Origin of the sequence: Pseudonocardia sp. Ae150A_Ps1, from assembly GCF_001932315.1 — a bacterium.
GTDB lineage: Bacteria > Actinomycetota > Actinomycetes > Mycobacteriales > Pseudonocardiaceae > Pseudonocardia.
In genome coordinates this window covers 1,460,507-1,480,847 of record NZ_MCIJ01000001.1, presented here as the reverse complement: position 1 = coordinate 1,480,847, position 20,341 = coordinate 1,460,507, and the positions used below count along the sequence as shown (strand labels likewise).

General features: G+C 74.0%; 20 protein-coding genes. 10 read left to right on the top strand and 10 right to left on the bottom strand.

Annotated features, from left to right (window positions below):
* The first annotated feature begins 58 nt into the window (after positions 1-58).
* Together Ae150APs1_RS31005 and Ae150APs1_RS06515 are read left to right on the top strand one after the other, a co-directional pair.
* Complete coding sequence (locus Ae150APs1_RS31005; RefSeq protein ID WP_075296429.1) at positions 59-922, top strand: acyl-CoA thioesterase domain-containing protein; 864 nt, start codon at positions 59-61, stop codon at positions 920-922.
* Positions 923-981: 59 nt separating this feature from the next.
* The gene (locus tag Ae150APs1_RS06515) at positions 982-2,391 is read left to right on the top strand and encodes an FAD-dependent oxidoreductase (RefSeq protein WP_083679967.1); all 1,410 of its coding nucleotides are present in this window, start codon (positions 982-984) and stop codon (positions 2,389-2,391) included.
* Between the two features lie 27 nt (positions 2,392-2,418).
* Here the strand turns inward: Ae150APs1_RS06515 and Ae150APs1_RS06510 are convergent, their stop codons facing one another.
* Positions 2,419-2,727, bottom strand: a complete 309-nt coding sequence (locus tag Ae150APs1_RS06510; protein WP_075296427.1) for a hypothetical protein — start codon at positions 2,725-2,727, stop codon at positions 2,419-2,421.
* Positions 2,728-3,022: 295 nt separating this feature from the next.
* Between Ae150APs1_RS06510 and Ae150APs1_RS06505 the strand changes: the two genes are divergently transcribed.
* Positions 3,023-3,301 (top strand): Lrp/AsnC ligand binding domain-containing protein, encoded by a 279-nt coding sequence (locus Ae150APs1_RS06505; protein ID WP_010232544.1) that lies wholly within the window; start codon positions 3,023-3,025, stop codon positions 3,299-3,301.
* Between the two features lie 256 nt (positions 3,302-3,557).
* On the opposite strand, the gene trpD is transcribed toward Ae150APs1_RS06505, so the two are convergent.
* On the bottom strand, positions 3,558-4,601 hold the full coding sequence (gene trpD / locus Ae150APs1_RS06500; protein WP_139316818.1) for an anthranilate phosphoribosyltransferase: 1,044 nt from the start codon (positions 4,599-4,601) through the stop codon (positions 3,558-3,560).
* A 12-nt stretch (positions 4,602-4,613) separates the two neighbouring features.
* Entirely contained in the window at positions 4,614-5,060 is a 447-nt protein-coding gene (locus Ae150APs1_RS06495) for a response regulator (RefSeq protein WP_050802227.1), read from the bottom strand.
* A gap of 202 nt (positions 5,061-5,262) precedes the next feature.
* Between Ae150APs1_RS06495 and Ae150APs1_RS06490 the strand changes: the two genes are divergently transcribed.
* From Ae150APs1_RS06490 to Ae150APs1_RS06475, 4 genes are all read left to right on the top strand, one after another.
* Positions 5,263-5,871: a heme-copper oxidase subunit III gene (locus Ae150APs1_RS06490; protein ID WP_010225598.1), complete on the top strand. Its 609-nt coding sequence runs from the start codon at positions 5,263-5,265 to the stop codon at positions 5,869-5,871.
* A gap of 71 nt (positions 5,872-5,942) precedes the next feature.
* A complete protein-coding gene (locus tag Ae150APs1_RS06485; protein ID WP_139316817.1) occupies positions 5,943-6,833 on the top strand; it encodes a cytochrome c in 891 nt (296 codons plus the stop codon).
* Complete coding sequence (locus tag Ae150APs1_RS06480; RefSeq protein ID WP_010225594.1) at positions 6,830-7,966, top strand: Rieske 2Fe-2S domain-containing protein; 1,137 nt, start codon at positions 6,830-6,832, stop codon at positions 7,964-7,966. The genes Ae150APs1_RS06485 and Ae150APs1_RS06480 overlap by 4 nt, the downstream gene beginning before the upstream one ends.
* Positions 7,963-9,669: a cytochrome bc complex cytochrome b subunit gene (locus Ae150APs1_RS06475; protein WP_083679966.1), complete on the top strand. Its 1,707-nt coding sequence runs from the start codon at positions 7,963-7,965 to the stop codon at positions 9,667-9,669. Before Ae150APs1_RS06480 ends, Ae150APs1_RS06475 begins: the two co-directional genes overlap by 4 nt.
* A gap of 91 nt (positions 9,670-9,760) precedes the next feature.
* Here the strand turns inward: Ae150APs1_RS06475 and Ae150APs1_RS06470 are convergent, their stop codons facing one another.
* Complete coding sequence (locus Ae150APs1_RS06470; RefSeq protein WP_249266238.1) at positions 9,761-11,509, bottom strand: DEDD exonuclease domain-containing protein; 1,749 nt, start codon at positions 11,507-11,509, stop codon at positions 9,761-9,763.
* 126 nt (positions 11,510-11,635) lie between these two features.
* Here Ae150APs1_RS06470 and Ae150APs1_RS06465 point away from each other — a divergent pair, with 126 nt between their 5' ends.
* Positions 11,636-13,258, top strand: a complete 1,623-nt coding sequence (locus Ae150APs1_RS06465) for an NYN domain-containing protein (protein WP_083679965.1) — start codon at positions 11,636-11,638, stop codon at positions 13,256-13,258.
* Positions 13,259-13,270: 12 nt separating this feature from the next.
* Here the strand turns inward: Ae150APs1_RS06465 and Ae150APs1_RS06460 are convergent, their stop codons facing one another.
* Positions 13,271-13,648, bottom strand: coding sequence for a hypothetical protein (locus Ae150APs1_RS06460; protein ID WP_010224480.1), 378 nt, complete (start codon positions 13,646-13,648; stop codon positions 13,271-13,273).
* 504 nt (positions 13,649-14,152) lie between these two features.
* Here Ae150APs1_RS06460 and Ae150APs1_RS06455 point away from each other — a divergent pair.
* Positions 14,153-15,286 carry a glycosyltransferase family 4 protein gene (locus Ae150APs1_RS06455; protein WP_075296423.1) on the top strand — a complete coding sequence of 378 codons (1,134 nt, stop codon included), beginning with the start codon at positions 14,153-14,155 and terminating at the stop codon, positions 15,284-15,286.
* A gap of 43 nt (positions 15,287-15,329) precedes the next feature.
* Here the strand turns inward: Ae150APs1_RS06455 and Ae150APs1_RS06450 are convergent, their stop codons facing one another.
* From Ae150APs1_RS06450 to Ae150APs1_RS06440, 3 genes are all read right to left on the bottom strand, one after another.
* The gene (locus Ae150APs1_RS06450; RefSeq protein ID WP_075296421.1) at positions 15,330-16,067 is read right to left on the bottom strand and encodes a DUF4191 domain-containing protein; all 738 of its coding nucleotides are present in this window, start codon (positions 16,065-16,067) and stop codon (positions 15,330-15,332) included.
* An 87-nt stretch (positions 16,068-16,154) separates the two neighbouring features.
* Positions 16,155-17,159 carry a lipoyl synthase gene (lipA, locus tag Ae150APs1_RS06445; protein WP_075296419.1) on the bottom strand — a complete coding sequence of 335 codons (1,005 nt, stop codon included), beginning with the start codon at positions 17,157-17,159 and terminating at the stop codon, positions 16,155-16,157.
* A complete protein-coding gene (locus Ae150APs1_RS06440) occupies positions 17,156-18,118 on the bottom strand; it encodes an SDR family NAD(P)-dependent oxidoreductase (RefSeq protein WP_075296417.1) in 963 nt (320 codons plus the stop codon). The genes lipA and Ae150APs1_RS06440 overlap by 4 nt, the downstream gene beginning before the upstream one ends.
* 38 nt (positions 18,119-18,156) lie before the next feature.
* Between Ae150APs1_RS06440 and Ae150APs1_RS06435 the strand changes: the two genes are divergently transcribed.
* Positions 18,157-19,083, top strand: coding sequence for an LLM class F420-dependent oxidoreductase (locus Ae150APs1_RS06435; protein ID WP_075296415.1), 927 nt, complete (start codon positions 18,157-18,159; stop codon positions 19,081-19,083).
* Here the strand turns inward: Ae150APs1_RS06435 and Ae150APs1_RS06430 are convergent.
* Together Ae150APs1_RS06430 and lipB are read right to left on the bottom strand one after the other, a co-directional pair.
* Positions 19,071-19,568 (bottom strand): winged helix-turn-helix domain-containing protein, encoded by a 498-nt coding sequence (locus tag Ae150APs1_RS06430; RefSeq protein WP_075296413.1) that lies wholly within the window; start codon positions 19,566-19,568, stop codon positions 19,071-19,073. The genes Ae150APs1_RS06435 and Ae150APs1_RS06430 overlap by 13 nt on opposite strands.
* A gap of 35 nt (positions 19,569-19,603) precedes the next feature.
* Complete coding sequence (gene lipB / locus Ae150APs1_RS06425) at positions 19,604-20,329, bottom strand: lipoyl(octanoyl) transferase LipB (RefSeq protein WP_029239165.1); 726 nt, start codon at positions 20,327-20,329, stop codon at positions 19,604-19,606.
* Between the last annotated feature and the right edge of the window lie 12 nt (positions 20,330-20,341).

Sequence of the window (20,341 nt, the reverse complement as noted above, 5' to 3'; positions counted from 1 at the left end):
GGGACGGCACACCCGCCCGCCCGCCTGCGAAACGTTCCCGTATCGCACGATGACGGGTATGCCCACCACGTCGTCGACCTCCGGCCCGTCCACCCGCGAGCGGATGCGGCGCGCGCCGGTCGAGACCGGCCTGGGCATGGTGCCCGACCCGGCGTCGACCGCCGAGCGGATCCGGCTGCGCGCCCCGATCACCGACGGTGTCCGCACCGATGGTGGACGGCTCCTGCCCGCGCTGCTCGCCGACTCCGGCATCGGCTACCTCGTCTTCTCCACCGCCAAGCTCGTCGCCGGTGCCCCGACCGTGGACCTGCGCCTGGACCTGACCGGCGTCCCCGCGCCCGGCGCCCGGTGGCTGACCGCCGACCTGACCCTGCTGCACCTCGATGACGAGATCGGGATCGGCCGCGCCGAGATGTACGACGACACCGGTGTGCCGGTCGCGCACGCCGTCGTCACCATGGCGCTGACCGGCGTCCCGGACCGGCCGGGCGGGCTGGCGTCGGGCGGCGCCGCGGTCGACGCCGGCTCCGGCGGCGGTCCCGACGACGACACCGACTTCCGCTCCGAGCTCCCGCCGTTCGACCCCGCCCGGCTGGTACCGGACAACCTGGAGTCCGACGGCGACGACGCCCTGTTCACCCCCGGCCCGTCGACGGTGAACCTCAACGGCACCACCCACGACGCCGTCCTGACCGGCATCGGCGCCGCCGCGCAGGCCCGCCACCTCGCGGACCCGACCGCGCGTTCGCTCGCGCTGACCGTGGACTTCCTACGGCCCGTCCAGGTCGACGCGCCGCTGCGGGTCCGCACCGAGACGGTCCGCGACGGCCGCCGGTTCTGGACGCTGCGCACCGAGCTGCTGCTGCCCGACGGCCGTCCCGCGGTGCGCGTGACGGGCGGGGGCATCCGGCGCGCCGCGTGATCGCCGGGGGCGACGGGGACTGTTAGCGTCGTCACCGACCGACGGCCGGAGGTGCGATCGTGACGTCCCCGCAGGTGCCCGTCCCGCGGCCGTACCGGGTGGCGGTGATCGGCTCCGGCCCCTCCGGCCTGTACACGGCGGAGGCCCTGCTGGAGGGCGATCCCGACGTGCAGGTCGACGTGTTCGACCGGCTCCCCGCCCCGTACGGACTGGTCCGCTACGGCGTCGCCCCGGACCACCTGAAGATGAAGTCGGTGATCCGGGCGCTGGTGTCCACCTTCGACGACGCCGACCGGGTCCGGTTCCTGGGCAACGTGCACGTCGGGGACGCGGCCGGCGGCGGCGCCGTGCCGCCGGAGGTGCTGCGTGAGCACTACCACGCCGTCGTGCACGCCACCGGCAGCGCGATCGACCGCGACCTCGGGATCCCGGGGGAGGGGCTGGCCGGATCGGTCGGCTCGGGAGCGTTCGTGTCCTGGTACTGCGGCCATCCTGACGCGGCGGGGCCGGGACCCGCGCTGGACCGGGCCGGTGCGGTCGTCGTCGGTGCCGGGAACGTCGCGATCGACGTCGCCCGCATCCTGGCCCGCCCCGCCGACGATCTCGCCGCCACCGACCTGCACGACGTGGTCCTCGACCGGCTGCGTGACAGCGCCGTCATCGACGTGCACGCCCTGGTCCGGCGCGGGCCGCAGCACGTCCGGTTCACCCCGGCGGAGCTGCGTGCGCTGGGGAAGCTGGACGACGTCGAGATTCGGGTGCACGACGACGGGATCCTCGCCGCCGGGGTCGAGGAGCCCGCGGAACGCCGGATGCGGCAGGTCCTGGAGACGCTCACCGAGTGGGCGGCCGACCCGCCCGGCGCCGGCGGCAGGCGACGGATCCACCTGCGTTTCCTGCGCAGCCCGGTCCGGCTCGTCGGGGACGGCGACGGTTCCGGACGGGTTCGCGCGATCGAGATCGAGCGCAACGAGATCGCGCCGGACGGCTCGGTACGGGGGACCGGGGAGACGTCCCTGCTGGAGACGGGGCTCGTGGTGCGCGCCATCGGCTACGCCGGCGAGCCCGTCCCGGGCCTGCCGTTCGACGGTGCCGGTGGCACGGTCCCGCACGAGGCCGGACGGGTGGTGCTCGGCGGGGAGCCGCTGCGAGGCAGCTACGTCACCGGCTGGATCAAGCGGGGGCCGACCGGCGTCATCGGGACCAACAAGGGCGACGGCGCGGAGACCGCGGCCTCGCTGCTGGCGGACCTGCCCGGCCTCGCGACCCCGCCGCGGCCCGGCGGCGACGCAGTGATCGACCGGTTGCGGGAGTTCGGCGTCGACCCGGTGCTGTGGGAGGACTGGCAGCGCCTGGATGCCGCGGAGATCGCGCTCGGGCAGCGGCGCGGCGGCACCGATCGGGTCAAGATCGCTGAGCGCACGGCGATGCTGGACGCCGCCCGGGGCACCCGGACCGGAGGCGGGTGACCCGGTCCACCGGTACGGGCCGACCGGTCAGTACGCGTCGACGGCGAGGACGAACGGCATCGCGAGCATCCGGGTCTCGAATTCGTCGGCCTCGGACGGCGTCATCGACATCGTGCAGGTGACGGAGCTGTAGGCGACGCCCTCGCGGACGTCGACGCAGAACTCCCGCAGCGTGCGGCCGCAGGTCTGGAGTGCCGTCGCGACCTGCATGACGCCCTCCATCCCGTCGCCGGTGACGACGGTGTGCCGCCGCGGCATCCGGGACGCGATGTCCGCGGCGCCGCCGGAGGAGGCGGGGAAGGCGAAGGTGGTCGGGCGGTCAGCGGTGATGCTCATGATGAGAAGGCTCCGTGCGTCACGAGGGAGAACGTGCTGTGTGAACGCGAGCCAGGTCTCGGCGTACGAGAGGGGTGCGCCTGGATGGGGCGCGGCGCGTCGGCGGCCTGGATCAGCCGACGCGCAGTGCTACTACCGCGAGAAGTCGTGCGGGCAGCGCTGCGGCCGGAGCAAGGGTGAGCTCGACGGAACGCATGCGATCACCGTAGCAACCAGGTGCGGCCTGCGCCACACGGGATCCGCGCACTAGCCTGTGCGGCGACCGTCAGACCCTGACCCGAGGGGGAGTCCCGTCGTGATCACCGCGATCGTCCTGGTGCACACCGCAGCCGACCGGATCCCCGAGACCGCGCAGACGATCGCGAACCTCGACGGTGTCGCGGAGGTCTACTCCTGCGCCGGCGACGTCGACCTGATCGCGGTGGTGAAGGTGCGGGAGCACGAGGAGCTCGCCGACATCATCGCCGGGAAGCTGAGCAAGGTCGACGGCGTCGTCGGGACCGACACCCACATCGCGTTCCGCTCGTATTCGAAGGCCGACACCGACGCGGCCTACTCCATCGGCCTCGACTGAGGGCGGATCCCCGGCTCTCCACCGCCCGGACGGCCAGGGCCGGCCACCCCTGTGTGGAATCGCTGCTCGAGGCAGCGATTCCACACAGGGGTGGCCGTCGCCGGATGCGGTCACACCGGTGAGGACCGCGCCGGACGGCTGCGGACCGCGCCGGACGACTGCGGACCGCGCCGGACGACCGCGGACCCGGTGCGTCCACGACCGGCCGGAAGCCCGGCCCGGCCCGGTCCGCGCTGCCGGTCGGCCGGCAGCGCGCTCAGCCCGCGGCGAGCTCGGTGGACAGCGCGGCCCAGCGGGCCAGCAGGTCCGCGGCGGCGCCCGAGTCGATCGCCCGCGCCACGGTCTCCATCGCGTCGGCGACGGCGGGGGCCAGCGCGCCGTCCACCCCGCGGTGTGCGGCCAGGGCACCGGCGGCGTTGAGCAGCACGGTGTCCCGCACCGGACCGCCCTTGCCCGCGACCAGGTCCCGCACGACGGCGGCGTTGACCTCCGGCGGACCGCCGCGCAGCTCCTCGGCGGTCACCGGCCGGACCCCGAGCGCGGCCGGGTCCAGCGTCTCCCGGCGCACCGCTCCGCCGGAGGTGATCCAGACCGAGCTGGTCGTGGTCGTGGTCAGCTCGTCCAGGCCGTCGTCGCCGCGGACCAGCAGCACGGACTTGCCGCGCCGGGCGAACACCTCGGCCATCACCGGGGCCAGCCGGGGGTCGGCGCAGCCGATCAGCCCGGTCTCGGGCTGGGCCGGGTTGGACAGCGGCCCCAGGACGTTCATCGCGGTCGGGACGCCGAGCTCGCGCCGCACCCCGCCCGCGTAGCGCATCGCCGGGTGGAAGGCCTGCGCGAAGCAGAAGCCGATGCCGAGCTCGGCGACGCAGCGCTCCACCGCCGCCGGGCTCAGCTCGATCGCGACGCCGAGCGCCTCCAGCACGTCGGCGGTGCCGGACTGCGACGACGCGGCCCGGCCGCCGTGCTTGACCACCGGCGCGCCGGCGGCCGCCACGACGATCGCCGACATCGTCGAGATGCTGACCGTCTGCGCCTGGTCACCACCGGTCCCGACGACGTCGACCGCCCGGCCGGGGACCTCCACCCGCAGCGCGCGCGCGAGCATCGCGTCGGCCATCCCGGAGATCTCGGCGGCGGTCTCGCCCTTCGCGCGGAGCGCCACGAGGAAGCCCGCGAGCTGCGCGGGCGTCGCCTCGCCGGCGAAGACCCGGCCCATCGCCCAGGTGGACTCCTCGGCGCTCACGTCCTCGCCACGCATGAGGCGGCCGATGACGGACGGCCAGGTCGGTGCAGTCACGCGGTGCGGTCCCTACTCGGTCTCGGTGAGCGTTCCGGCCCGGTGGTCGCGCAGCACCTGCGCGATCACCTCGGCCGCCTCGATCGGGTCCAGCGGGTGCACGAGCACCGCGTCGGCCTCCGACCAGGTGGCCAGCCAGCGGTCGTCGCGGCGGCGGACGGTGAGCACGATCGGGGGACAGTCGGTGACCTCGTGGTGCAGCTGCTTCGCCACACCCATCCCGCCGGTGGGCTGGGCCTCACCGTCCAGGACCAGCAGGTCGGCCGTGCCCGCGTCGCACGCAGCGAGGACCTCGGCGATGCCGGAGGCCTCCACGTAGCGCACGCGCCCGACGTCCGGCGCCGGGCGCCGCCCGACCGCCTGGATGATGCTCTCGCGGACCTCGGGGCGGTGGCTGTAGACGAGCACGGTGCTGGTGCCCGCACTCGTCCCCGCCGCGCCACCGGCCGCGCTGCCGATCCCTGCCGCTGTTCCGCTCGCCACGGTGGCCGATACTAGGGGAACTCCCCGACACTCCCGAACGTCGATCGGTCGGGCACCGGCGACGGCGGCGCCCCGTCCTCCCGACCAGGCGAAGACCTGCTGATCATCGGCACCGTTCGCCGATCGTGATGCGGGAAGGGGTATCCCGACAAGCCGTAGAAGTTCGCGTCGGGTCATAATGCCGGGCGTGACGACAGCGGCACCCAACATCAGCGCGCGGATCCACTCGTTGAACCGCCCCAACCTGGTCAGCATCGGCACCATCGTCTGGCTCTCCAGCGAGCTGATGTTCTTCGCCGGGCTGTTCGCGATGTACTTCACCGCGCGGGCGCAGAACGACGGGCCCTGGCCGCCCCCGCCCACGCACCTGAACGTCCCCTACGCGCTCGCGATCACGATCGTCCTGGTGGCGTCGTCGTTCACCTGCCAGTTCGGGGTGTTCGCGGCGGAGCGCGGCGACGTGTTCGGGCTGCGGCGGTGGTACCTGCTGACGCTGGCGATGGGCACGTTCTTCGTCGTCGGCCAGGCGTACGAGTACTACGAGCTGGTCGAGACCGGCACGACGATGGCCGCCAGCTCGTACGGCACGGTCTTCTACATGGCGACCGGGTTCCACGGCCTGCACGTCATCGGCGGTCTGGTGGCGTTCGTCTACCTGATCATCCGCACCAGGCTCAGCAAGTTCACCCCGGCGCAGGCCACCGCAGCGATCGTCGTGTCCTACTACTGGCACTTCGTCGACGTGGTGTGGATCGGACTGTTTGCCGTCATCTACTTCATCCGATAACGGGCCGAGCCCCACTTACGTCCCGAGACTCCCCACCCGCCACGACGTCGAGGTTGGAAAACCCCCCAGCGATGACCGAGAACCCCGAGGGCGCTGACCACGCAGCCCAGAACCCACCACCGGGCAACCGGCCGGACGAGAAGGCCGGCGCCCGGCGCCGCCCGCACGGCAAGCTGCGCCGCCGGATCGCGGGCGCCCTCGCCATCGGTCTCGGCCTGCTGTCCGTCGGCTTCCTCTACGCCGCCTTCGCGCCGCAGCCGCAGTTGGCCGAGGCGCAGCCGGACGCCGCGCTGATCGCCAAGGGTGAGCAGCTCTACAACAACACCTGCATCACCTGCCACGGTGCGAACCTGCAGGGTGAGCAGGACCGCGGGCCGAGCCTGATCGGTGTGGGCGACGCGGCGGTCTACTTCCAGGTCTCCTCGGGCCGCATGCCGATGGCCCGCCAGGAGGCGCAGGCCATGCGCAAGCACCCGCTGCCGATCTTCGACCCGGAGTCCGCCGAGGGCCGCGCGAACCTGGAGGCGCTGGGCGCCTACATCCAGGCGAACGGCGGCGGACCGGTCACGCCGGTCGAGCGCGGGGAGGCGCTGCGCGGTGAGGACCCGGGGCGCGGCGGCACGCTGTACCGCCTGAACTGCGCGTCCTGCCACAACTTCACCGGTGTGGGCGGCGCGCTGTCGTCCGGCAAGTTCGCCCCGGCGCTGGCTCCGGCCAGCGAGGAGCAGATCTACACCGCGATGCAGACCGGCCCGCAGAACATGCCGCGCTTCTCCGACCAGCAGCTCACGTCGGAGGAGAAGCAGGACGTCATCGCGTACATCAAGTCGGTCAACAACACGAACGACCCGGGTGGCAACGCGCTCCTGGGTCTCGGCCCGACGGCGGAGGGGATCTTCATCTTCACCGTCGTCATGTCCGGGCTCGTCGGGTTCGCGATCTGGTTGGGGGCGAAGTCTTGAGCAGCGACGTCAGCACCGGGCCGGGCGGGCGCCCGACCCAGGAGGAGCTCGACGCGATGTCGCCGGAGCAGTTGGCCCGCCTGGCCGGCGAGCTCGACGAGGTCGAGGTCGTGCACAACGCGCCCGCCTTCCCGATCCCGGGGACGCGGGCGGAGAAGCGGGCCGAGCGCGCGGTCGCGCTGTGGTTCCTGATCTCGGCGATCTCCGGGATCGCGTTCGTCGTCGCCTTCATCTGGTGGCCGTGGGAGTACGTCAACGCCGGCGAGCCCGGCGTCGGCCTGTACTCGCTCTACACCCCGGTCATCGGCCTCACGTTCGGGATGTCGATCCTGGCGCTCGGCATCGCGGTGATCCAGGCCGTGAAGAAGCTCTTCCCGGCCGAGGTCGCGGTCCAGCAGCGGCACGACGGCCCGTCGGACGAGATCGACCGCCGGACGATCATGGCCCAGCTGGCCGACGCCGGTAACGGGACCACGCTCGGCCGCCGGAAGCTGATCATCCGCTCGGCCGGGCTGTCGGCGGCGGTGCTCGGCATCGGTACCGGCGTGATCGCGCTCGGCGGCATCGTCCGCAACCCGTGGGCCGAGGGCGAGGAAGCGCCGCTCTGGCACACCGGATGGCGCCCCGAGGGCGGCGAGACCGTGTACCTCCGCACCGACACGGGTATCCTCGGGGAGATCGCACGAGTGCGTCCCGAGGACATGGAGCCCGGTTCGATGATGACCGTCTTCCCCTACCGGGAGAGCGAGCGCGGGAACGAGGAGGAGCTGCTGCACGCGCAGCGCGCCTCCGACGCGCCGGTCATGCTGATCCGGCTGCGCCCGGGTACGCCGGTCACGGCGCGTCCCGGCCAGGAGAACTTCAGCTACGGCGACTACTACGCATGGTCGAAGGTCTGTACCCACCTCGGGTGCCCGACGTCGCTGTACCAGGCACAGGACAACCGCATCCTGTGCCCCTGTCACCAGTCGCAGTTCCTCGCGACGGAGGACGCCGAGCCGGTCTTCGGGCCGGCCGCGCGGCCGCTGCCGCAGCTGCCGATCACGGTGAACGAGGAGGGCTACTTCGTCGCGGAGAGCGACTTCGTCGAGCCCGTCGGACCCGCGTTCTGGGAGAGGCCGAAGACGACATGAGTTCGATCACCACGCCGAGGTCCTCCTCCGGAGGGCTGAACGAGAAGGGCGCCGAGGCGCTCGACCAGCGGTTCCACCCGGCGGCCGGACTGCGCAAGCAGTTCAACAAGGTCTTCCCGACCCACTGGTCGTTCATGCTGGGCGAGATCGCGCTCTACAGCTTCATCATCGTGATCCTGTCGGGCATCTACCTGGCGCTGTTCTTCGATCCCTCCATGGAGGAGATCGTCTACAACGGCCCGTACGACCCGCTGCGAGGTGTCCACATGTCGCGGGCGTACGAGTCCGCGCTGGAGATCTCGTTCGAGGTCCGCGGCGGCCTGTTCATGCGCCAGCTGCACCACTGGGCCGCGCTGCTGTTCGTCGCCTCGATGATCATCCACATGTTCCGGGTGTTCTTCACCGGAGCGTTCCGCAAGCCGCGTGAGGCCAACTGGACGATCGGCATCGTGCTGATCCTGCTGGGCACCTTCGCCGGCTTCACCGGCTACTCGCTGCCGGACGACCTGCTCTCGGGCGTCGGCCTGCGGATCGCCTCGGGCATCACGCTGACCGTGCCGATCATGGGCACCTGGGTGCACTGGGCGCTGTTCGGCGGGGAGTTCCCGGGCACGGAGATCATCCCCAGGCTCTACATCCTGCACGTCCTGGTGCTGCCGGGGATCATCCTCGCGCTGATCGCGGTGCACCTCGGGCTGGTCTGGTACCAGAAGCACACCCAGTTCCCCGGCCCGGGACGGACCGAGAAGAACGTCGTCGGCGTGCGGATCCTGCCGCAGTTCGCGGCGAAGGGCGGCGCGTTCTTCGCCGTCGTCGCCGGTGTGCTCGCGCTGATCGCCGGCCAGTTCCAGATCAACGGCATCTGGCACCTCGGCCCGTACGACGCCTCGCACATCTCCGCGGGGTCCCAGCCGGACTTCTACATGCTCTGGTCCGAGGGCATGGGCCGGATCTTCCCGCCGTGGGAGTTCTACCTGTTCGGCGAGTACACGATCCCGGCCGCGTTCATCCCGACCGCGGGCTTCCTGCCGGTGCTGTTCGTGGTGGCCGGGATGTACCCGGCGCTCGAACGCCGGTTCACCGGCGACGACGCGCTGCACAACCTGCTGCAGCGTCCGCGCGACGTGCCGGTCCGCACGGCGCTCGGCGCGATGGCGATCTCGTTCTACCTGTGGCTCGTGATGTGCGGGTTCAACGACTGGATCTCGTACTTCTTCCACATCTCGCTGAACGCGACGACGTGGGCGGGCCGCCTGGGGCTGATGATCGTCCCGCCGATCGTCTACTGGGTCACCTACCGCTGGTGCCTGGGCCTGCAGAAGTCGGACCGCGCGGTGCTGGAGCACGGCATCGAGACCGGCATCATCAAGCGGCTCCCGCACGGCGAGTTCATCGAGGTGCACCAGCCGCTGGCCGGTGTCGACTCGCACGGTCACGCGATCGAGCTGGACTACCAGGGCACGTCCGTGCCGAAGCGGATGAACCAGCTGGGTTCGGCCGGCGAGCCGGTCCCGGGTTCGCTGATGAAGCCGGACCCGGCCGAGGAGTCGCGGGAGCTGGCGCACGCCCGGCACGAGGCCCACGAGCGGGAGCTGACCGAGCGCGACGAGCGCGCGGCCGCCCGCCGGGAGCTCGAGTCCCGCCGCGAGGAGCTCGCCGGCCGGCCGGACGACGGTGGTCGTCCGCAGCAGCCGACCGAGTGATCTCCTAGGAACGCACGACGACGGGCCCCGCCGGACACCTCCGGCGGGGCCCGTCCGCGTTCCGGGTCCGGCGCGGTCAGGTGCGGTGCGGTCAGGTGCGGTGCGACGGCTCGTCGGGGGACTGCTCGCCCGTACGGTGCGCGGCGTCGCGGGCCCGGTCCGCCCACTCGCGCCACGGCCCGCCACCCCGGGCCGGCTCCGCCCACGACGGCGTGCTGTACACCAGGCGGGTGCCGCCCTCGGTCAGCCAGCGGTAGAGCAGCCGCACCTCCTTGGCGGGAGCGCCGCGCAGCGGTCCGGGCTCGGGCAGGACGGTCTGTGCCCCGTCGCGCAGTGCCTCGACGACCGGCATCGGCCGGACCCCGCGCGGGGCGTTCCCGGCTGCGGCGAGCCTGCCGTGCCGCAGCACGGCGAGCTGCCAGCCGCCGCTGCCGTCCGGCCGGGCACCGACGACCTCGTCGAGCCCGGCGAGCCCGGCGAGCGTGCCCGCCCGGTCGACACCCGAGGCCAGCGCCGCGAGCCGGTCCCGGGCCAGTGCGGCGGCCTCGTACCGGCCGTCGGCGGCACGGGCGTCCACCCCGTCGGCCAGCGCGCGCAGCGGGGCGTCGCTGCGGCCCTCGACCAGCTCGCGCCACGACTCGACGGCCGGCGCGTAGTCCTCGGCGGACTGCAGCCCGGCGCACGGCGCGGCACACCGCCCGAGCTCGTGCAGCGCGCACGGCGTCCCGGACGGGTTCCGCGCCGGGATCCGGATGGTGCACCGGCGCAGCGGGACCGCGTCGAGCGCGGCGTCGAGGACGGCGGTGGCCGCCCGCTGCGAGGAGAACGGCCCGAGTGCGCCCTCCCGCGGCGAGGCGACGACCGAGAGCCGCGGGAAGGTCTCCGCCGTCGGCGCCACCCACCAGGCGCGGCCGGGGTTGCGGGAACGCCGGTTGTACCGGGGCCGGTGCGCGGCGATCAGGCGCAGCTCCCGCACCGACGCCTCCAGCGCGTGCGCGCACACGACGGTGTCGACCCGCTCGGCCTGCGCGACCATGTCGCGGACCCGGCGGCGCCGCTCGCCCGCGGTGAAGTAGGAGCGGACCCGGCGGTGCAGGTCCCCGCTCGTGCCGACGTAGAGCACCTCGTCGCCCGCGCCGCGGAACAGGTAGACCCCGGGCTCGGACGGCACCCGCTTCGCGAGGTGACGGCGTTGCCGCTGCGCGGTGGTCGGGCGGTGCGGCGCCCGGTCCTTCACCAGCTGCAGCAGTTCCTCCAGGCTCTGCACCCCGAGGTTCCCGATGCGTTCGAGGAGGTGGTGCAGCACCTCGACGGTGGCCCTGGCGTCGGTCAGCGCCCGGTGGTCCGGCGTGGTGCGACAGCCGAAGTGCGCCGCGAGCGCCCCGAGCCGCACGCTCGGGCACTCGCTGCGGGGGAGCACCGCGCGGGCCAGCCGGGCCGTGCAGAGCACCGGTGGCGACGGCCAGGGACGCTCGTGCCGCTCGCACGCGGCCCGGAGGAACCCGGTGTCGAACGGGGCGTTGTGGGCGACCAGCACCGACCCCCGGAGCAGGTCGAGCACCGGGGGCAGCACCGCACCGAGCGGCGGGGCACCGGCGAGCATCCCGTTCGTGATCCCGGTCAGCCGGGTCACGTCGGCCGGCACCCGCGTGCCCGGGTCGACGAGCGTGGACAGCTCGCCGACCGACTCCCCGCCCCGTACCGAGACCGCGCCGACCTCGGTGATCGCGTCGGCCCGGTGGCTGCCGCCGGTGGTCTCCAGGTCGACGACGCAGAACGTGACGTCGCGCAGCGGGGTGCCGAGCTCGTCGAACGTGAGCTGCGGGGAGCAGGGGGTCACGTCCCGCACCGTAGCGCCGGGGTCCGACAGTATGTTCGAACCGGGTCGGTGACGGGCCGGTTCCGATCGGGCTCCGTGCCCGGCCGGTCGGCGGCACGGGGCGGCGGTCGGGGATAGCCTGGACCGATGGCGCACGACGACACGGATGCACCGGGCCCCACGGCTTCCGGCGTCCCGTCGTGTCCCGGCGCCGGGGCGTCCGAGGACCCCTCGGACCGTTCCGGCGGCCCGTCCGGCCCCGCACGCGGCCCGTCCGGCCCCGCACGCGACTCGTCGGGCCCCGCACGCGACCCGTCCGGCTCCGACGACCCCGGTCCGGGCTCCGACTGCACCGGTCCCGGGTCCGGCACTCCCTGGCCGCCGCTGTCGGCGCCGTTGCGGGCCCGGCTCGCCGAGATCGCGAGCGCGGCCCTGGGCGGCCTGCGGCCGGTCGAGGTGCCCGCCCCGCTGCGGCGTTTCGCGACGTTCACCCCGGCGAAGCGGGCCCGGCTCGCCGGGCAGGTCCTGGTCGCCCAGCTGGAGTCCGACGCGGCGTTCCGCGCGGCCGTCGTCGCGTGGTGGGCCGAGCACCGGCCGGGCGAGCTGGAGCTGCCGGACCGGACGGAGCAGGGGAGTGGCGACGACGCCTCGGCAGCCGCCTCCGCGGCCGGCCCGGCGGCCGGTACTGCCGGGTCCGACACCGACGGGGACCTCCCCGCCCCGGTCGACAAGCTCGACGCGGCCGCCGTCGCCCTGCTCACGGGCGACCCGCGGGCCGGGCGACGGGTGACCGAGGCCGAGCAGTCCGGGGACCTGACCGCGATGCGGGCCGAGCGGGACGAGGCGCTCGCCAAGGTCGACAAGCTCACCGCCGAGCTGGAACGGGTGCGGGCCGAGGTCGCGGAGGAACGGGACCAGGCGCGCACGGTCGTCGGGAGCCGGGACGCGGAGTTCCAGCAGATGCGACGCCGGATCAGCGACCAGGGTGGGAAGCTGCGCGCCGCGCTCGACGCCCGCGCGGAGCTGGAGGCCGAGGTCGCCGGGCTGCGTGCCGGGGCCGACGAGCGGCTGACCGCCGCGCGCACCGAGTGCGCGCACGAACGGGAGCGTGCCGAACAGGAGCGGCGCCGGGCCGAGGCGGCGACCCGGGAGGTCGCCGCCGCACGGGCGGCGGCCCGGGAGGCGCGCCGCGGCGACGAGGTGCGGCTGGAGCTGCTGCTGGACACGGTCGGCGGGGCGATCGCGGGTCTGCGCCGCGAGCTCGACGTGGGCGCCGGGGGACCGCGCCCGGCGGACCTCCTCGCCGGGACGGGCGGGGACGCGGCGACCGCGGCCCGCGGGCGGGCCGGGGTGCCCGTCGACGGGCTCGCCGCGCTCGACACGTTGCTCGCCATGCCCGCGGTGCACCTGATCGTCGACGGCTACAACGTCAGCAAGACCGGCTACCCGGACCTGCCACTGGCCGACCAGCGCTCGCGCCTGGTGGGGCAGCTCGGCGTGCTCGGCGCCCGTACCGGGGTGGAGATCACCGTCGTGTTCGACGGTGCCGCGGTCAGCGCTGCGCCGCTGCGGGGCGGGCGCGGCGTCCGGGTGCTGTTCAGCGAGGCCGGCGTGATCGCCGACGACGTCGTGCGCGATCTCGTGGCCGCCGAGCCCCGCGGGCGCCCCCTGCTGGTGGCGACCACCGACCAGGAGGTCGTCCGCTCGGTGCGTCGCAGCGGTGCCCACACGGTGCCCTCGGCCGTCCTGCTGCGCCGCCTGGGCGGCTGAACGAGCCCGGACTCAGCCCGCGTCGCGGTGGCGCCGGTCGCGGACCGGTACCACGGGGACCGGCATCAGGGGCCGCTCCGCCGCGGGAGCACGCCGCTCGGACGGCTCCACCAGCTGCAGGTGCGGGATCAGGCCGTGGTCGGCCAGCACCTGCAGGGCCCGGCGCTCCGGCTCGGCGAACTCGACCGGGCCGCTCCCCGGACCGCCGGCCACCGGGCGCAGCCCGCCGGGTACGGCCGCGGCACCGCTCCGGCCGGTCTGCTCGCCGGGCAGGTCGACCGGCAGGTAGGGGATCGGACGGTCGATCTCGGGCACGTCCATGAGGACGCCGATCACGCAGTCACCGCAGGCGGTGCCACGGACCTCGCAGCGGTCGCAGTCGACGATCATCGGGGCCTCCCTCGTCGTGTGGTCGTGCGATCACCGCGGAAGCTAGGGGAGGGGTCCGACAGAAACCGGCCGCGGAGGTCCGTTCCCCCGGATCAGGGAAATCCGTTGCCGATCCGTAACCCGGGCCCGCCCGCGCTCGTTCACCTGAACAGCACCACCTCCTCACCGGACGTCCTGCCGGGTGGTCCCCCGCCACCCGGTCGGAGCATCCCGGGAGCTCCCGGCCCCGACGGGAACCTCCCGGGGCACCGCGGGACGACGGGGAGGAGAGCGGATCGTCCGCTCCCCAGAAGGCCGGTCGGCGGCCCGCATCCCCGACGCGTGCGGCGCCGCCGGACCGGCCCTTCGAACCGTCGTGACCCGGAGCGCCGACACCGCCGTGCCCCGGTCCGCCCAGACCGCCGTGACCCGGCCCGCCCGCCCACACCGCGGTGGCAGGGCCCGCCGACACCGCGGTGGCCCGGCCCCGGACCGCCGTGACCGGCCCGGCTACCGTCGGTCGCCGTGGCGCGCACGTTGCTGGTGACCAACGACTTCCCGCCCCGGCCCGGCGGCATCCAGAGCTACCTGCACGACCTGGCGTGCGCGCTGCCGGTCGGCGAGCTCGCCGTCTACGCCCCGGCCTGGCGGGGAGACCACGAGTTCGACGTGACGCTCCCGTTCCCGGTGCACCGCCACCGGTCCTCGCTGATGCTCCCGGTGCCCGAGGTCGCCCGGCGTGCCGCGGGGATCGCCCGCGAGCACGGAGCCGGCGCCGTCTGGTTCGGTGCCGCGGCCCCGCTGGGCCTGCTGGGCCCGTCGCTGCGCCGGCGGGCCGGGATCGGCCGGGTCGTCGCCACCACCCACGGGCACGAGGTCGGCTGGTCGATGCTGCCCGGGGCGCGGGCGGCACTGCGCAGGATCGGGGCGGACGCCGACGTCGTCACCACCGTCTCGCGCTGGACCCGGGACCGGTTCGCGGCCGCGTTCGGCCCGGACGCCGCGCTCGAGCCGCTGCCGCCGCCGGTCGACACCACCCGGTTCGCGCCCGATCCCGCGGCCCGCGCCGCGGTCCGGGCCCGCTACGGCCTCGGCGGGGCACCGGTCGTCGCCTGCGTGTCCCGTCTGGTACCGCGCAAGGGGCAGGACGTGCTCGTCGCGGCCCTGCCGGCGATCCGCGAGCGGGTGCCCGGTGCCCGCCTGCTGCTCGTCGGTGGCGGGCCGTACCGGGACCGGCTGCGGAGGCTGGCCGTCTCGCACGGGGTGGCCGACGCCGTCGTCCTGACGGGGGGTGTGCCGGCCGCGGAGCTCGCCGCGCACCACGCGGCCGGGGACGTGTTCGCGCTGCCGTGCCGCACCCACCTGGGCGGGCTCGACGTCGAGGGGCTGGGGATCGCGCTGCTCGAGGCGGCCGCGTCCGGGCTGCCGGTCGTCGCGGGGGACTCCGGCGGAGCCCCGGAGACGGTGGAGGAGGGCGTCACGGGGCACGTCGTCGGAGGGCGCGACGTGAGCGCCGTCGCCGACCGGGTGGCGGGTCTGCTGGCCGACCCGGCTCGGGCGTCGGCGATGGGCCGCGCCGGGCGGGACCGGGTGCGGCGGATCTGGGGTGGGACCGCCTCCGCCGACCGGCTGCGGACGTTCCTGCACCCCCACGCCTGAGGCGGCCAGGGGACCAGGCCGCCCGGGTGTCCGGGAGCGGAGCTCAGCGGCGGCGCACGGCGCGCTGGACGCTCCGCATCTTCGCGCCCTGGGGCATCGGCCCCTTCGGCATCGCCGCGGCCCGGCTGCCGAGCGCGTTGAGGCGGTTCTCCAGCGAGTCCATCTCCGCGGCGGAGATGTTGCGCGGCAGCTTCATCAGGTACCGCTGCAGGCCCTTGAGCGGGACCTGCCCCTCCTCGTTCCCGACGATCACGTCGTAGATCGGGGTGGTGCCGGCGACCCGCGCGGTCCGCTTCTTCTCCTGCGCCAGGAGGTTCTTCACCCGGTGCGGCGCGCCCTCGGCGACGAAGATGATGCCGGGCCGCCCGATGACCCGGTGCACCGCGTCGAGCTGGGTGGTGCCGGCGATGCTCTGGGTGATCCGCCACTGCCCGCGCATGTTGTCCAGCGCCCAGCCCGCGGCACCCGGCTGCCCGTCGGCCTTGACGTAGACCGAGCGCTGCACCCGCCGGCCGAAGATGCTGAACGCCCCCAGCGCACCGATGAGCACGCCGAACGGCACGAAGAACCAGGTCAGCCCGAAGAGCCAGCCGACCAGGGTGAGCAGCGCGATCGCACCGACGAAGACGCCGATCATGATCGGGAGGAGCTTCTTGTCCTCCTTGCGCTGCGTCTGGAACGCCTGCCAGATCTGCTGGCGGCGCTGCTTCGACGCGGCCTTCTTCTGGGCCTTGAGCGCCTTCTTCTCTTCGGGCGAGGGCTTGCGGGGCTTGCCGGGCATGTGACCAGCGTACGTGCCCGCGGTGATCAACGGTCCGTGTGGTCCACGGGCCGTCTCACGCGCCCCGCCCGCCCCGCCCGATGCGGGTCAGCCCCGGGCCAGGAGGGAGCTCGCCTCCTGGGCGGCGGGGCCCGACTCGGTCAGGTGCGCCAGGTCGGGGTGCAGCTCCTCGCCGCGGTGGGCGACGGTCTGCGCGTACAGTCGGCCCGCCCGGTACGACGACCGCACCAGCGGTCCGGCCATGACCCCGGCGAACCCGATCTCCTCGGCGGCCTTCGAGTGCGCGACGAACTCCTCGGGCTTGACCCAGCGCTCGACCGGGTGGTGGCGCTTGGTCGGGCGCAGGTACTGGGTGATCGTGATGATCTCGCAGCCGGCCTCGTGCAGGTCCCGGAGCGCCGAGGTGACCTCGTCGGGGGTCTCGCCCATCCCCAGGATCAGGTTGGACTTGGTGACCAGGCCCTTCTCGCGGGCCTTGGTGATCACCTCGAGGGAGCGCTCGTAGCGGAACGCCGGGCGGATCCGCTTGAAGATCCGCGGGACCGTCTCGAGGTTGTGCGCGAGGACCTCGGGGCGGGCGTCGAAGACGGGGCCGAGCTGGTCGTCACGGGAGTTGAAGTCCGGGATCAGAAGCTCGACGCCGGTGCTCGGGTTCATCTCGTGGATCAGGCGGACGGTCTCGGCGTAGAGCCAGGACCCGCCGTCGTCGAGGTCGTCACGGGCGACGCCGGTGACGGTGGAGTAGCGCAGACCCATCTGCTGCACGGACTCCGCGACCCGGCGGGGCTCGTCGACGTCGAGGTCGGACGGCTTGCCGGTGTCGATCTGGCAGAAGTCACAGCGGCGGGTGCACTGCTCACCACCGATCAGGAACGTCGCCTCCCGGTCCTCCCAGCATTCGTAGATGTTGGGGCAACCGGCCTCCTCGCACACCGTGTGGAGCCCGCCCGAACGGACGAGTCCCTTGAGCTCGGTGTACTGCGGACCGGTCCGGGCGCGGGTGCGGATCCAGGACGGTTTGCGCTCGATCGGGGTCTCGCTGTTGCGGACCTCGAGGCGGAGCAGCTTGCGGCCTTCGGGTGCGACGGTCACACCTGCACCCTACGCCCGGGGTCCGGTGTGATGCCGGTCGCGGCTGCGGTGACCTGCCACAACCTGCCCGCGAGCACCGGGTCCTGCGCAGCAGCCGTCCGGCGGGCCGGAGCGGGCGGTCCGTGCACCTCACCCCACCCGGACGGTCCGATGTAGTCACCGCCGTGCACCGGCCCGGTCGCGGCCGCCAGCTGCGGTGCGATGCCGTCCTCCACCGGCTGGACGATCAGCCGGTCCAGCACGCCGTAGACGCGGTCCTTCCACGCGCCGCTGCCCGCTCGCCGGAACGAGTTCGCCAGCAGCGACGACTCCGTCATCCCCGGGTGTGCGGCCACCGAGAGGACCGGGTCACCCGCCAGCCGCAGGCGACGGTCCAGCTCGGCGGCGAAGAGCAGGTTCGCCAGCTTCGACGCGCAGTAGGCCGCGTTCGGCCCGTAGCGGCGACGGGTCCAGTGCAGGTCGTCGGGGTCGATCCGGCCGCTGCGGTGCCCGAGGCTCGACGTCGTGACCACCCGCGACGGCTGCTCCGCGTCGCCCGCTCCGCGCAGGGCCGGCATCAGCAGCCAGGTCAGCGCCGCCGGACCGAGGTGGTTGGTCCCGATCTGGAGCTCGAAGCCGTCCGCGGTCTCCGCGCGCGGCCCCATCGCGACGCCGGCGTTGTTCACCAGCACGTCGAGCCGGTCGCCGGTGTGCTCGCGGATCCGGGTCGCCGCGGCCCGCACCGAGGCGAGGTCGGCCAGGTCGAGCAGGACCAGCTCCGCGCTGCCCGCGCCCGGTGACGACGGGGTGAGCCCGGCCCGGACCTGTTCGACCGCCGCCGTCCCGCGTCCGGCGTCCCGCGCCGTCATCAGGACCCGGGCACCGGCCCCGGCCAGCGCGGCGGACAGGGACTTGCCGAGCCCGGACGTCGTCCCGGTGACGACGACGGTGCGGCCGGAGAGGTCGGGGAGCGGGTGCACGCGGCGACGGTAGCGGTCCGCGGCTAGCGTCTCCCGACGTGGACTTCCGGATCTTCACCGAACCCCAGCAGGGGGCGACCTACACCGACCTGCTGCGCGTCGCGCTTACCACGCAGGACGCCGGGTACGACGCCTTCTTCCGCTCCGACCACGTCCTCGCGATGGGCGACGGCGGCGGCCTCCCCGGCCCGACCGACGCCTGGGTGACCCTCGCCGCGCTCGGCCGGGAGACCGAACGCATCCGGCTGGGGACGCTCGTCACCAGCGCGACGTTCAGGCTGCCCGGCCCGCTCGCCGTCGCCCAGGCCGACGAGATGTCCGGCGGCCGGATCGAGCTCGGTCTCGGCTCCGGCTGGTTCGAGGCCGAGCACACCGCCTACGGGATCCCGTTCCCGCCGCTGGCTGAGCGCTTCGAGATCCTCACCGAGCAGCTGGAGATCCTCACCGGGATGTGGGCGACCCCGCCGGGCGAGCGGTTCTCGCACCGGGGCACCCACTACACGGTCGCCGACTCGCCGGCCCTGCCGCGGCCCGTCCAGGACGCGCCCCCGGTGATCGTCGGGGGTATGGGGAAGCGCAAGACCCCGGCGCTGGCCGCCCGGTTCGCGTCCGAGTTCAACGTCCCGTTCCAGGACCCGGACACCGTCGCCGCGCAGTTCGGCCGGGTCCGCGAGGCCTGCACGACCGCCGGTCGCGACCCGGGAGAGCTGACGTACTCGGTGGCGCAGATGCTGTGCCTGGGCCGGGACGACGCCGAGGTCGCGCGCCGCGCGGCCGCGGTCCGTCGCGACGTCGACGAGGTCCGCCGCAACTGCCTCGCCGGCACCCCCGGCGAGATCGTCGACCAGCTCGGCGTGTGGTCGGAGAAGACCGGGACCACCCGCATCTACCTGCAGATCCTCGATCTCGCCGATCTCGGCCACATCGAGGAGTTCGCGTCGTCGGTGGTGCCTCAGCTGGCCTGACCGAACAGGCCCGCGACGTCGGCCGACGCCGTGAGCAGGACGAGCGCGGGTACGACGGCCCGCGGTGCCATCCGGTAGGTGCCGCGGCCGTCCTGCTCGACGAAGCCGGCGTGGGTGAGCGCCTTGAGGTGGTGGTAGAGCTGCCCGGTGGAGGCAAGCTCGGCGGCCTCGGTGAGCTCGGCGGTCCCGCGCGGGCCGTGCAGCAGGCTGCGGACGATGCGCACCCGGACCGGGTGACCGAGCGCGGCGAGCACGGCGGTCCGGGGCTCGTCCGCCAGGTCGAGCGCGGCGCCGGCGTCGTACTCGATCGCCCACTCGATGTCGCCGTGCAGCGCGACCTCACCGGAGTAGCGGACGGTCCCGGCGCCGGTGGCCGCGGGACCCCGCGACCCGCGGCCACCGGGATCCCCGTCGACGATCCGCCGTTCGAGCTGGGCGACCCGGTCCTCCAGGTCGGTCAGGCGGCGGTCGGCGTCGTCGGTCACCGCTCCGATACTACGGAACTACGGAAGTCCGTGCATCAGCCCAGGCCGGACATCAGATCGACCATCCGGGCGACCCGGTGCTCGGAGACGGGCAGCCGCCCCTCGAGCGCGTCCAGCACCGCGGTGGTGACGGCACCGGTGACCTCGTCGATCGTGACGTCGCGGCCCAGCTCGGCGCTCAGCGTGGTCACGCCGGCGTCGGCGATCCCGCAGGGCACGATCCGGCCGAAGTCGCCCAGGTCGGCGTCGCAGTTGAGGGCGAACCCGTGCTGGGTGATCCCGCCCTGGATGCGCACGCCGATCGCGGCGATCTTGCGCTCGGGGGTGAAGCCCTCGGCGGGCAGCCACACCCCGGACCGCCCCTCGATCCGGCCGGCCTTCTCCAGGCCCAGCTCGTGGCAGACCCGGATCAGCGCCTCCTCGAGCCGGCGCACGTAGTCGACGACGTCCATCGGCTCGGCGAGCTTCATGATCGGGTATCCGACCAGCTGGCCCGGGCCGTGCCAGGTGATCCGGCCGCCGCGGTCGACGTCGATCACGGGGGTGCCGTCGGTGGGCCGGTCCTCGGGCTGCGTGCGCCGCCCCGCCGTGTAGACGGGCGGATGCTCCAGCAGCATCAGCACGTCCGGGCCGGCGCCGTCCTTGCGGGCGGCGGCGTGCGCGCGCTGGGTGTCCCAGGCGGCGAGGTACTCGACACGCCCCAGCCGGTCCACACGGACGGGGTCGGTTCCGGCACGGCAGCTCAGGTGCGGGGCGGGCATGGGGCCGAGGTT